The 14007-nt window shown below is 36.1% G+C and carries 10 protein-coding genes; 3 read left to right on the forward strand and 7 right to left on the reverse strand.

The genetic code is table 11. The features are described 5' to 3' along the window. Positions 1–153: 153 nt before the first annotated feature. On the reverse strand, positions 154–1215 hold the full coding sequence (gene rtcA, locus AT685_RS06310; protein WP_072151990.1) for an RNA 3'-terminal phosphate cyclase: 1062 nt from the start codon (positions 1213–1215) through the stop codon (positions 154–156). A gap of 111 nt (positions 1216–1326) precedes the next feature. Further along, positions 1327–4593, reverse strand: a complete 3267-nt coding sequence (locus AT685_RS06315) for a S41 family peptidase (RefSeq protein WP_072151991.1) — start codon at positions 4591–4593, stop codon at positions 1327–1329. Positions 4594–4741: 148 nt separating this feature from the next. Here AT685_RS06315 and AT685_RS06320 point away from each other — a divergent pair, with 148 nt between their 5' ends. Genes AT685_RS06320 through lptB form a run of 3 tightly spaced genes read left to right on the forward strand, consistent with a single transcriptional unit; the run spans position 4742 to position 7840 of the window. After that, a complete protein-coding gene (locus AT685_RS06320) occupies positions 4742–5776 on the forward strand; it encodes a glycosyltransferase family 9 protein (protein WP_072151992.1) in 1035 nt (344 codons plus the stop codon). Between the two features lie 14 nt (positions 5777–5790). Beyond that, positions 5791–7080, forward strand: coding sequence for an OstA-like protein (locus tag AT685_RS06325; RefSeq protein ID WP_072151993.1), 1290 nt, complete (start codon positions 5791–5793; stop codon positions 7078–7080). After that, positions 7049–7840, forward strand: coding sequence for an LPS export ABC transporter ATP-binding protein (gene lptB, locus AT685_RS06330; protein WP_081040619.1), 792 nt, complete (start codon positions 7049–7051; stop codon positions 7838–7840). The genes AT685_RS06325 and lptB overlap by 32 nt, the downstream gene beginning before the upstream one ends. Here the strand turns inward: lptB and mnmA are convergent. The 5 genes from mnmA to rfbB are packed head-to-tail and all read right to left on the reverse strand — an operon-like array spanning position 7837 to position 13985. Further along, on the reverse strand, positions 7837–8943 hold the full coding sequence (mnmA, locus tag AT685_RS06335; protein WP_072149754.1) for a tRNA 2-thiouridine(34) synthase MnmA: 1107 nt from the start codon (positions 8941–8943) through the stop codon (positions 7837–7839). The two genes, lptB and mnmA, sit on opposite strands and share 4 nt — an antisense overlap. A 41-nt stretch (positions 8944–8984) precedes the next feature. Then, positions 8985–9905: a DMT family transporter gene (locus AT685_RS06340; RefSeq protein ID WP_072149755.1), complete on the reverse strand. Its 921-nt coding sequence runs from the start codon at positions 9903–9905 to the stop codon at positions 8985–8987. A gap of 15 nt (positions 9906–9920) precedes the next feature. Next, entirely contained in the window at positions 9921–11600 is a 1680-nt protein-coding gene (locus AT685_RS06345; protein WP_072151994.1) for an SLBB domain-containing protein, read from the reverse strand. An 8-nt stretch (positions 11601–11608) separates the two neighbouring features. Continuing rightward, positions 11609–12958: a nucleotide sugar dehydrogenase gene (locus tag AT685_RS06350; protein ID WP_420021849.1), complete on the reverse strand. Its 1350-nt coding sequence runs from the start codon at positions 12956–12958 to the stop codon at positions 11609–11611. A gap of 4 nt (positions 12959–12962) precedes the next feature. After that, positions 12963–13985: a dTDP-glucose 4,6-dehydratase gene (gene rfbB / locus AT685_RS06355; protein WP_072151996.1), complete on the reverse strand. Its 1023-nt coding sequence runs from the start codon at positions 13983–13985 to the stop codon at positions 12963–12965. Positions 13986–14007 lie beyond the last annotated feature (22 nt).

Consider the following 14007-nt stretch of genomic DNA (forward strand, 5'->3'; position numbering starts at 1 on the left):
TTCATCAGTTGCATTCTCAATTTTTAAATTCACACAGACAAATTTTTCTGGTTTAAATTCAGAAGAAAGAAAGGGTTCAACCTCGCCAAATCTTGAAAATTCTTCAATTGCCTCCTCAATAGTGTTAATTTTAAGAACCCTAACCCTCATAATTTAACCAAGGTTAGTTTTTATTTCAATTTTATATGAGTTTTTGAACTCACTGATCTTAAACTCAACATCAATAAATTTTTTGATCGTGTCCATATTAGTTTTCAGATGACTCGTAATTTTGGGCGTTGTAAATTGAGAAATCCCACTGGCTATAGAAAGCGGGAGTAAAATTTGATCTGCCATATATTCATCAACAGTTGATTCAGTTGATAAAAATTTTATAAACTTCTCACATGCCTCTTCAGCAACCAGTTCAGCTCTTTTGCCTTTCTCACCAAGATTAGTATAGCAACAAATTGAATTTTCAAAAATCCCAGTTATAGCAATTGTCGTGTTCTTTGAATAAGATTCGAGTTCGTCAATTATCGTTTCAATTTCGCCATATCCTTTTAAAATCCTCTCAGCGGTTCTCGCCTGTCTTTTTGCAACCTCATCTGTTAAGTTTGTATGTGCAGAATAAATTTGAATTTTTAGAAGTTTGCCTCTATCAATAAGATTTAATGGTTTTACCCCATCAGCAGGATTTATAAGAGCTTTTATCTCGCCACCTCCGTGAGGATAAAATCCAGCCCTTTTTAGCTCAACCTTGATCTTCAAACCAAGAATTTCCATAAAATAAATCCAGCAATTTTTAATGTAATCAAAAGTGGGACTCCACGAAACATGCGTTCCACCTGTTATCGTCAAATTAGATGTTCCACTTGCAAAAGAAAGTGGGAGGTAAAGCGTTTGTAAAACAAGCGATGTAGCTCCAGCAGTGCCAATGTCAAATCGGAAATTTCCATTTTTTATTCTCTTCGGGAAAAACTTTATCCAACTTGATTTAAGTTTGGCACCCTCAACGATTGCCTCCGATACAATAGAAGCTGCTTCAATTGCTTTAAGATGCTGGGCTTGAATTCCTGGATTTGGTCTATTGGCTCTGATATTTATCATCTCAAAAGGTTTGAAGAGAAGAATTGAAAGAGCAAGGGATGTTCTTAACATTTGCCCACCACCCTCACCATATGAGCCATCAATTTGGATAATTTCTTGATTTGCTTTGACTTTTGCATCCTCCATTTACAAGGTATGAGAAAATTTTTATTCCGTTTTCACTTAAAAATAAACAAAAAAATGCTCTTTTAAAATTTAAAACAAAAAAGGGCGGGATTTAACCCGCCCTTTTTGTGATCATTTCTTGGGATATGGTGGTACTGGAGGAAGTTTCTTTTCTTTTGTCTTCAATTCTTCAAGTATAAGTTCAATCGCCTTGTTTAGCTGTTCATCTATTCCCTCATATTCCTTAGCTGGATCATTGTCAACATATACATCAGGTTCAACACCATACCCTTCAATTATCCATCCTTCACCTTCAGCACCATAAACAGCAAATTCTGGCTTGTTAAGATATCCTCCGTCAAGTAGGGGAAGCGTTCCTCTTATTCCTATCACACCGCCCCAAGTCCTCTTTCCAACAAGCTTGCCAAGCCCATATTTTCTAAATCTGTATGGGAATATATCCCCATCTGAAGCAGAAAATTCATCAATTATACAAATTTTTGGTCCGTAGTGCATATCCCTTGGATTTGGTGTTGGGCTCATATATCTTGAGATACTTACCATTGCGATCTCCCTTCTTAATCTCTCAATTATCATCGGTGAAACATTTCCACCTCCATTCCCCCTTACATCAATTATCAAAGCTTTCTTACGAAGTTGTGGATAAAAATGCTTCACAAATTCATTCAACCCCATCACTCCCATATCAGGAATGTGGATATAACCAACTTTCCCATTTGTCGCTTTATCAACTTTTTCAATATTGTTCTGAACCCAATTATAATAGTAAAGCCGTGTTTCGTCTGCTATCGGAACAACTGTAACTTCCCAACTTCCCTCTTCTTTCGGTTGCGAATTAACACGAAGTTTAACCTGTTTTCCAACAGTGTTAACAAGCAACTCATAAATGTTTCTCACTTCCTTAACCGATTTACCATTCACAGCAAGAATGTAATAATTCTCTTTTACATTTACCCCAACCTCAGTCAAAGGCGAGCGAAGATTCTTATCCCAGTTCTGTCCCTTTAAAATTTTCTTTATTCTATAATAGCCTGATTTTTTATCTCTTTCAAGTTCTGCCCCAAGCAAACCAACTTGCGTTTTATCAATTTTTGGCAAATCGCCACCACCAACATAAGTATGCCCTGCGTTAAGCTCACCTATCATCTCACCAATTATATAAGTTAAATCAGCGCGATGATTAACATACGGAAGCAAAACTTCATATTTTTTCTTAACCCCTTCCCAATCAACGCCATGAAGATTCGGGTCATAGAAAAATTCTCTCATCTGTCTCCAACACTCATTGAAAATCTGCGTCCACTCAGCACGCCTGTCAAGATTTACCTCAAGCCCAGAAAGATCAAGTTTATCCTTTAATTCAACTTTCCCCTTCGGAAGATCTATAATAGAATAAGTTCTCTCCTTAACTACAAGCATTTTCTTCCCATCAAACGAGATCACAAAATTATCAAATTGCCCTATCTCCGTTTCCTTCTTCTCACTTAAATCATACACCAAAAGCAAAGGTTTCTCATCCTTCAACCCCCTTCTGATATAATAAATTTTGTCCGAAACATATCCAATTGTTGAATAACTTGATGGTGTGATCGGCAAACCAATTATTCTATCTTTTATGCCATCAAGATCAATGACAACATTAACGGGTTTCTTTTCCTGCGTTGTTTCTTTCTTTGGCTGTTCCATGCCAGATTGTTTCGCTTCATCGCTTACTTTAACCTCATCACTTGTTGGCTTAAATGGAGATTCAACGCTCTTTGAAAGAGTTATCAGGTAAATCCTCGCCATATCTTGATAAACATGGTTAAATTCCGTCCTTCCGTAGATCGGGTTAAAATCCCTGTCCGAAACAAAAATCAGATATTTCCCATCGGAACTAAAAACTGGATTATACGAGGAATGCCATCCATCCGTGACTTCGTATGACTCATCTTTTTCAACAGAGTAAAGGTAAATTTTTGAAAGACCTTCCTCTTCTGGTTTTACATATGCGATCCATTTTCCATCTGGAGACCATGAATACTGTCTTATTTCCCCTGCTGTTGCCTGTGCGACATCTTTTATTTTTTTCGTTTGCACATCAACATACCTTAATCTTAATTTTCTATCCGACCACATTATCCTTTTACCATCTGGTGACCACACAATACGATATTTGTATGTATCTTCACCAGAGGTTAGTTGAATTGGTTTGCCGCTTCCATCCTGTGGGATTATGTAAATTTCGTCTTCACCAGAAGCATCAGAGATATAAGCGATATATTTCCCGTCGGGCGACCACACGGCGTCACGCTCATGAACACCTGAAGTATTTGTTAAGTTTCTCGTCTGTCCTTCTTTCGCTGGAACTGTAAATATATCACCTCGCGCAACGAATAAAGCCCTTTTCCCATCAGGTGAAATATCATAATCAGTTATAAATTCGGCAACCTTGATTATCCCGCCACGACCATTTGCCATATCATCAGCAATTATAATGGGAACTTTTTCAACCTTCTCCGTTTTCAGGTCAAATTTGTAAATATATCCACCGTATTCAAATACAATCGCATTCTTCCCAATGGATGGGAATTTGATATCATAATCTTTGAAGTTTGTAAGCTTTCTGGTTTGTTTCGTCTTCAAATCATAAACATAAAGATTCATTCTCTGATTTTCATCTCTATCTGAGAGAAAATAAATTTTATCACCATACCACATTGGTATGATATCCGAAGCTGGGTTGTTGGTTATATTTTCTGTTTTCTTTGTTTCAAAATCATAAATCCATATATCATCCGCCATTCCACCTCTATATCTTTTCCATGTGCGGAACTCGCGGAACACCCGATTGTATGCAAGCTTTTTACCATCTGGCGAAAATGAGCAAAACCCTCCTCTTGGCAATGGCAATTCCTCAGGAATATCTCCATCAAGCGAAACTTTGTAAAGTTTTCCTTGAAAAGCATTCCAGCTTTTCATCCTTGAACGGAAAATTATATATTTCCCATCAGGTGTCCACCCCATAACGATATTATTCGGACCCATTCTATCTGAAACATCGTCACGCTCAAGTGTAGCTGTATAAGTTAATCTTCTCGGAACCCCACCTTCAGCAGGCATTACATAAACCTCAGTATTCCCATCATACTGCGCTGTAAAGGCGATATACTTTCCATCTGGAGAAAACCTCGGGAACATCTCATAACCTTTGTGGCTTGTGAGCTTCCTGGCTATACCTCCGCTTGAAGATACAATGTAAAGATCGCCAGCATAAGTGAAAACAATTTGGGAATCATAAATCGCTGGAAAACGGAAAAGCCGAGCTTCTTCCTGAGATAAAATTATTGTTGTAAATACCAAAATCAAGAAGACTGATAAAAGTGTGCGCTTGAGCATGGCTTTGCCATTTTTGTTTTTAATGTGAGGTTTGATCTTCAAAGCTTTGACGAGTCTTTCTTTGGATTAGTTTCTCGGTTTTTTTAAAATAATATGTTGCCTTTGAACCTGATTAAAATTTTAAAATAAACTCAATTAAAATCAAAAATTGCCTCAAATTTCAAAAGAAAAAATTAACAAAATCCTTGTTATAAAACTTCGTGCAATTGGAGATGTCCTGTTATCAACGGCTGTTCTGAAAAACTTGCGATATAATTTCCCAAACGCAAAAATTGACTTCTTAACTGAACCCCCAGCAAAAGAAATAGTAGATGGAAACCCATTCATTGACGAATTGATAATTTTTGAGCGAGAAAAAAATAACTTAATTAAATTTTGGGAATTGAGAAAAAGGAAATATGACCTTGTGATTGACCTTTTTTGCAATCCAAGATCCGCCTTGCTGACATTTATAACAGGAGCAAAATACCGTGTTGGTTATGCCTTTCGGGGTAGAAGCTACGCCTACAATGTCAAACTAAAACCAAGAAAAGAAGTTCATCACAATGTTGAATTTAACCTTGATGCCTTGAGAGCCATTGGACTTGAAATAATTGATAAAGAAATTTATATACAACTTAATGAGGAAGCTGAAAAATTCGCAGAAAAATTCTGGAAGGAGAACAATCTTAATGGGAAATTGGTCATCGCCTTAAACCCAAGCGGGACATGGGAAACAAAAAGATGGGGAATTGAAAAATTCGCAAAGCTTGGTGATATAATAGCCAAAAATTTTAACGCAAAAATTTTAATCCTATGGGGAAATCAAAAAGAACTTGAAGATGCACAAAAAATTTTCTCAATCATGGAAGAAAAACCCCTGATTCCCCCAAAGACAAACTTGAAACAACTTGCATCAATTTTAAAAAGATGTTCTTTCACGATAAGCAATGACTCAGGTCCTATGCATATCTCAACCGCCGTTGGAACACCAACACTTGGGATTTACGGTCCAACAAATCCCTACGCTCAAGGTCCATACGGAGAAAAACATCTATGGGTGAGAAAAGAAGATCTTGAATGTATAGCATGCAACCTGACAAAATGCCCGATTGGAAATATCTGCATGAAAGATTTAACAGTTGAAACAGTTTTTGAAGCTTTCCTTAAACTCGTTGAAAAAAACAAAGAAAGCAAAATATAAATTCAAACTTTTCTGTGTCCAGATGCGGTTTCAAACATATTCTGATTTTATTTCTTTATCTGCTCCCAACCTTTAAAACAGTTTCACAGCAAAAACTTGTCCAATTAATTCATGCAGATAGCTTAGTCGGAAAAAGATATGATTCAAAGACTGTGCGAGAGCTTATCGGAAATGTTCAACTCAAACATGAAAACATCTATGTCTGGTGCGATAGGGCAATCCAATATGTTGATGAAAACAGAATTGAAGCATATGGAAATTTAAAAGTCAAACAGGATACGCTCTTGCTTGAAGCAAATCAAGGAATTTACCTTGGAGATAAAAAAATTGCAATTTGCGAGGGAAATGTAAAATTAACAGACGGAAGGACAACACTTGAAGCATCATATGGAAATTACGATACACAAAAAAAACTCGCTGTCTTCAAATCAAATGTAAAACTTGTTGATTCAACCACAGTCATAACATCCGATGAACTTTTCTATTATCGCACGGATAAAAAATCAATCGCAGTTGGAAATGTTATTATCAAAAATCTTGAAAACAACATTACGATCTACGGCGGCTATTTTGAAAACTATGATAGTGCCAAATATAGCGTTATAAAAACTAATCCCAAACTCGTTCAAATAGATACATCCTCCGACGGGAAGATTGACACATTGATTGTTGTTGGAAAATTTATGGAGGCATTTAGAGACACAAATGTAAGCATGTTTTCGGCAACGGATAGCGTTATGATAGTTCGTGGAGATTTTTCAGCGATTTGCGGAGATGTTTTTTACTATGATAAAAAAGATTTGATAATCTTATGGCGAAACCCGATTGTATGGTATGAAAATAGTCAGATATCTGGCGACTCAATTGTTGTTAAGTTAAGGGATAGAAAAATTGAAGAGGTTTTTATTTATGGTTCCGCCTTTGCAATTGACCCAGCCGATTCTGCTTATCCCGAAAGGTTTAATCAATTAAAAGGAAAGACGATGTGGATTAAATTTAAAAAGAATAAAATTGATGAAGTCTATGTTGAAAAAAATGCGATGAGTTTGTGTTATATCTTTGAGACAACCGAAACAAATGAAAGAAAACCAAACGGAGTTAACTTTGTAAGTGGAGACAGTGTATGGATTAAATTTAAAGACGGGAAAATGCACAGGATAAAAATTATCGGTGGAATTGAAGGGTTTTATTATCCCGAGGAACTTGTTGCGGGTAAGGAATCAAACTTTAATCTTGAGGGTTTTAACTATATAAAAAGAAAGCCAGAGAAAAATGCTAAACTTGAGATTGTTTGGTTTAAATAAAAAAAATGAACTTGAAAAAAACTCAAACAACAGCGTTTTACGGGCTGAATCTCTTTATAAACGATATAAAAAAAGATATGTCGTCCGAAATGTCAGCATAGAGGTAAAACAAGGGGAAGTGGTTGGACTCCTTGGACCAAACGGTGCTGGGAAAACAACAACATTTTATATGATTGTTGGGATGATCAAACCAAATGCTGGAAAAGTTTTTATTGACGATGTTGAAATCACAAAATTACCAATGTATAAAAGAGCAAGATTAGGGATAAGTTACCTGCCACAGGAAGCAAGCATATTCAGGAAATTAACGGTTGAAGAAAATATCATGGCAGTTTTACAAATTATGGATTTAACGCCCGAACAGAGAAAAGAGAAACTTGAAAAACTTCTTGAAGATTTCGGCATCGCTCACATTAGAAAAAGCAAAGGATATATGTTAAGCGGTGGCGAAAGAAGAAGAACCGAAATCGCCCGTGCACTCGCAACAGAACCAAAATTTATACTTCTTGATGAACCATTCGCAGGAATTGATCCAATCGCCGTTGAAGATTTAATGAATATAGTTGGAAATCTAAAAAATAGAAATATCGGCGTTCTCATCACTGATCACAATGTCCACGAAACTCTTTCAATCACGGATAGAGCTTACCTTTTATTTGAAGGGCAAATTTTAAAAGAGGGAACAGCAGAATTTCTTGCCAATGACCCTGAAGCAAGGAGATTATACCTTGGCGAGAAATTCAAACTTGACAGATATTAAATATCAAGCGCCCTTTCAATTATACCACCGCCAACAACAATATCACCATCATAAAATACAACTGACTGCCCTGGAGTGATGGCACGCTTTGGTTTTTCAAATTTTACAAGAACTTTATCATCATTGTAGTTTTCAAGGATTGCGGGACTTCCCTCATCAGAATATCTTATCTTTGCGGTAACCCTCATCCCATTTTCAATTTTTTCAACGGAAATCAAATTAACATTTCCAGCTATTAACGCATTGTGATAAAGCTTTTCTTCCGTTCCAACCTCTATAATGTTTCTTTCAGGATCAATCCCAATAACATAAACTGGATAACCAAGCGCAACCCCAAGCCCTTTCCTTTGCCCGATTGTATAAAATGGATAACCTCTATGCTTCCCAATGACTTTCCCATCCATAATTATATCTCCACCTCTAACTTTCTCAGCAAGCCCCTGAACGCTATTTTCCAAAAACCTTGTATAATCATTATCTGGAACAAAGCAAATTTCAAAACTTTCAGGCTTATTTGCGATTCTCAATTCATACTTCTTCGCAAGCTCCCTCACCTCCTGCTTTGTAAGCTCACCAAGAGGAAATATTGTCCTACTTAGACTTTCCTGGGTTAAACCCCAAAGAGCGTATGACTGATCCTTTGATGAATCAATCCCACGCATCAAAATATATCTTCCTTTCACTTCATCAAATTTAATCCTTGCATAATGACCCGTAGCGATATAATCAGCCCCAAGCGAAATCGCTTTTCTTATCAAAGCTTCCCACTTTATCTTTCTATTGCAGATGACACAAGGGTTCGGGGTTCTCCCCTCAAGATAATCTTTAATGAAATAGTTAATCACCTCACGATGAAATTCCTTTGTAAAGTCAACAACATAATGAGGAAAACCAAACTTTGTAGCTACATTTCTCGCATCATTTATCCCCTCAAGCGAACAACAGCTGTGTTCATTTTTCACACCCACATCTTCGTAATTATATGTCTTTATCGTTATCCCAATCAGATTGTAACCCTGCTCTTTTAAAATTGCAGCTGCAACCGATGAATCAACACCACCGCTCATTGCAACAACGACGGTTGTATTTCTTGGATTTCGCATCTATTTCAAAACCTCACTTTTTCTTTTTCTTAAATTAAAACTTATTTCCTTTGTAAAAAATTTCCAGACCGACTTTTAAATACGATATCAGATAGCTCTGAAATTAAAAGCCCTCCAAGCATCAAAGCGGAACCAAGCAAAGCAAAATTAGAAAATCTCTCATTTAAAAATATCCATGCGATAATTCCAGCAAAAACTGGCTCCATTGTAAAAATTACAGCAGCACGAGTTGGTGTTGTAAATTTTTGATATTCTGTTTGAATATAAGTTGCAAATATAGTAGCAAGAAGAGAAGTGTAAATGAGCGCAAACAGCAATTGAAATGAAAAATTCAATTTGATCTCCTCAAAGAAAGACGCAATTAAAAATGAAAAAATTGAAGTCGTCGCAAGCTGAACAAGAACGAGAGCTGAGGTTGGATGTAACCTTGAATATATATCAAGATAAACAATGTAAAGCGCAAACATTATAGCACAAAGGAGCGTTAAAAAATCACCAATTGTAAAATTTTTCCCAAGCGAATAAACAAAACTTCCAATTGAACTTTCACTTGAGGTAAGGAACAAAAGACCTAATGTCACAAGAAAAATTCCAATCAAATTTCCAATTTTAGGTGGTTTCCGCTCAATTACCAACTGCGCAACTGGTGTGAAAATTACAAGCATTCCAGTTATAAAACCAGACTTTGAAGCAGTTGTGTATTTCAATCCAAGCGTTTGAAATGCAAAACCAGCAAATAGAAAGAAAGCGATTACAAAACTATGTTTCAAAGCTAGAAGATTTAAATGCTTAAGCGATCCAGGGAAAAATACAAAATATAAAACTGTTGAAATCCCAAATCGTATCCCAAGAAAAATTAACGGAGAGACATTTTCAAGGGCTGTTTTAACAATGCTAAATGTTCCACCCCAGATAAAAGTGATAAGTAAAAGCAAAAGTTCTGCTTTATATCGTTGCCTCATCTATTTCTCAAGAAGTTATTTCGCTTTAAGCTGATTGTAAATTAAAATTATCGTTGCAACAGTTGAAGCGACCGCACCAACAGTTAAAATTACATCTTTGAAAACATTCCAGTAATAAATTGGCTCTCTTACTACTTTCTTCGGAACAAATATAAAATCACCGGGTTCAATTTTAGTGTCATCAGCATCATACCAAACATATGTTTTCCGCTTTATAACCTTTACCTCCCCTCTTCTTGCAAGTTGTGAAAATCCCCCAGCTTGAGAAATGTAATATCTATAATCTTTGCCCTCCTTATAAGCGACAAAACCAGGGTTACTTACCTGACCAAAAACATAAACCATCGGAATTTGTTTCCTCGGTATATAAATAAAATCCCCGTCTTGCAGTTCTAAGTCAGCTGTTCCGCTAATTATCTTAATAAAGTCAATAGCAACAAATTTAACAGAATCCAAAAGACTTAACTCCTGAGAGAAATTTAAAGAATCCTCCCTTGAAAATGCGAAGTTTTTAAGGAACAAATACCCCAAAATATGCTCCCTTTGCGGATCAAATGGTGTCAAACCTCTAACTATATAAGCATTCTCAACATCAGAAAAACTATTTATCCCAACCTTCCCCAATATTTCACTTAACATTGTTCCATTCCTTGAGATAGGATAAACCCCAGGATATTTAACCTCGCCCATGACTGTAATAGTATAATTTTGCTTCAGTGTCCTTTTTTCAGGGATAAAAATTCTATCATTATTTTCAAGCGTTACATCATCCCCTTTACCATTCAAGATATTACTTAAATTAACACTTAACCTCTCTTTCAATTCTCCGCTTTCATTAAGCCTTACGATTTCAACATTTTCAACATCAGCGCTTTCAATTACTCCCCCAGCTATTTTGATAATATCGGTAAGTTTATCACCTTGCACAAACTCATAAACTCCAGGTTTATTCACACCCCCGTATATTGCGACAAAAGATGATGGATCACGACGCTGAACCACAATCCAATCCCCCTCAAGCAGGTAAGGATTATATTTATCTTCCCCTATCGCAAGGTATTTGTGTAAATCAACTTTAAAAATTTTGTCCCCTCTTTTCAAGAGAATTTTTCTCAAAGAAACGCTATCAATCATAGTATTTCTTCGTGTTAATTGAAGCGAATCAGATGGTAAAAAAGCGAACAATATCGCATCTGAAACTCTATCAATTGAACGAACTTTATATTTCCCCTCGTTTAAAACATAGCCCGTTACAATCACATTGAACGATCGTGGCGCTATAAGCGTTGTTGTGATTTCGCTTGCGATATATTTTGACTTTATTTTTTGAATCATAACCTTTTTTGCTTCTGAAAGAGTAAGCCCCGAAACTTTAAATTCCCCAACAGTTGGAACTATAACCGTGCCCTCAACTGTGACCTGAACCATGAAATTTAAGGGAGGTGAACTCCATATATTTACACTTAGAACATCACCTGGTCCAATTATGTAAGTTTCTGGATCAATGGGTTTTTCAAGTGAAAAAAGAGATGGATCAAGTAAAGGATATTGAAGGTTCTGGCTCTGCTTAAAAAATTCATCAAAAAATTTCACCCCCAATTCCTTTTTTGTCACCTCAGGCTTTATTTCTAGAAGTTGTGCGAAGAGGTTAAACTTTAAAATGAAAATAATCAACAGCAGAAGAAACTTTTTCATCAATGTTGTTAACCCTTTGTTTTAAATTTTTTAACCGCGCCAAGTTTAACTATTTTTGCATTATTGGCTTTAACATTTTTCGTAGCATTTCTTGTATCAATTACAATTTTTGAATTCTTGACGATAAAATCAAAATCATAACTGCTGTGGTCTGTTGTGACAACAACGATATCAAAACTTTGCAAATTTTCACGACTTAACTCAATAGATTTAAACCTTACTCCATTTACCAACACCTCAGGAACATATGGATCATTATAAGATATGTTTCGTGCTCCCTCGTTCATAAGTATTTCAATAATTTTCAACGCAGGTGAAAGCCGTGTATCATCAACATCTTTTTTAAACGCAACGCCAAGAAAAAGTATGTTTGCATCCTTTATAGTTTTCGGGATGCTACTCAACTCCTTCAAAATTAAATTTACAACATAAAAAGGCATTGACTCGTTTGTCTCAGCAGCTAACTCAATAAAATTTGTATGAAAATCATATGACCTTGCAAACCACGCAAGATAGTATGGATCAACCAAAATACAATGCCCACCAATTCCGGGTCCAGGATAAAATGGCATAAAACCAAATGGTTTGGTTGAAGCTGCTTCAATAACCTCCCAAATGTCAATTCCACCAATTCTATCACAAAGCTGAGCAAGTTCGTTGACAAGAGCGATGTTAACACTTCTAAATATATTCTCAAGAAGTTTTGCCATTTCCGCAACACTTGGAGATGAGACACGATGAACGTTTTTTGAAATTTGCTTTATAACTGCTTCAGCTAAACTGGTACACTCTGGCGTAACACCACCAACAATTACAGGGGTATTTGAAAGATTCCATTTCTTATTACCAGGATCAATTCTCTCGGGTGAAAAAGCCAGGAAAAAATCTTGACCAACCTTTAAGCCCGTTTTTTCCAGTATCGGAAGGACATAACTTTCAGTGGTTGTGGGAAAAGTTGTGCTCTTTAGAATTATAATTTGCCCAGATCTTAACTTTTTAGCTATATTTTCAGTTGCATTTAAAATGTGCGAAATATCAGGATCTTTATTTTCTTTAAAAGGCGTTGGAACACAGATGAAAATTACATCAAGTGTGTCAACACAAGAGTAATTATCCACAGCTGAAAGTTTCCCAGATTTGACAAGTTTCCTTAATTTCTCAGAATCAACATCCAAGATGTAATTCTCACCCTTGTTTAACCTCTCAACTTTGCTTTTATCTATGTCAATCCCAATCGTTGTGAAACCCTTTGAAGCATACTCAACTGCAAGTGGAAGTCCAACATATCCAAGCCCAACAACACCAATTTTGGCTTCCTTTTTGAGAATTTTTCTTCTTAAATAGTCCAAGTTGAAAATTTACTTAATTTTTTAATCTTTCCCCATACCAAAGTTGATAGTAATTTTGATATTCGCCTGAAATTATTCTCTTCCACCAGCTTTCGTTCTGAATATACCAATTTATTGTTTCTGTGATCGCCTCTTCAAATGAATAAATCGGTTCCCAACCAAGTTCATTTTTAATTTTTGACCAATCCATAGCATACCTTCTATCATGCCCGGGTCTATCTTTGACAAATTTTATAAGCGATTCAGGTTTTCCGAGTTTTTTTAAAATCAACTTTACAATATCAATATTTTGCCATTCATTGCTCGCACCAATATTGTAAATCTCCCCAGGTTTGCCTTTTTGAATTACAAAATCAATCGCGCGACAATGATCAATTACATAAATCCAATCTCTCACATTCCTTCCATCTCCATAAACTGGCAACGGTTTATCATTTAGAGCATTTATTATCATCAATGGTATGAGTTTCTCCGGAAACTGATATGGTCCAAAATTATTTGAACATCTGGTTATTACAACGGGAACTCCAAATGTTTTAAAATAAGCTCTACACAGAAGGTCAGCACTTGCTTTGCTTGCTGCATAAGGTGAATTTGGCAAAAGTGGCATATCCTCTCTGAATTTCCCTTCTGGACCAAGCGAGCCATACACCTCATCAGTTGAAATTTGTATAAACCTTTCAATACCGAATTTCTTTGTCACCTCAAGCAGAACCTGAGTTCCAAGAATGTTTGTCCTTATAAAAATTTCCGGTCCAAGTATACTTCTATCAACATGAGATTCAGCAGCAAAATTCACAATTAAATCAACTTCAAATTTCTGAACAATATATTCCACAAGTTCCTGATTACAAATATCACCCCTCACGAAATGATAATTTGGGTTATCCTCAACATCTTTTAAATTCTCAAGGTTACCAGCGTAGGTAAGCTTATCAAGATTTACAACTCTGACATCCGGGTAATTTTGAAGCATATACCTTACAAAATTGCTCCCTATAAACCCCGCTCCTCCTGTTATCAGAATGCTTTGCATTTGAAAATTTCCCTTTTTAATT

This window comes from Candidatus Kryptobacter tengchongensis, from assembly GCF_001458555.1.
Classification (GTDB): domain Bacteria; phylum Bacteroidota; class Ignavibacteria; order Kryptoniales; family Kryptoniaceae; genus Kryptonium; species Kryptonium tengchongense.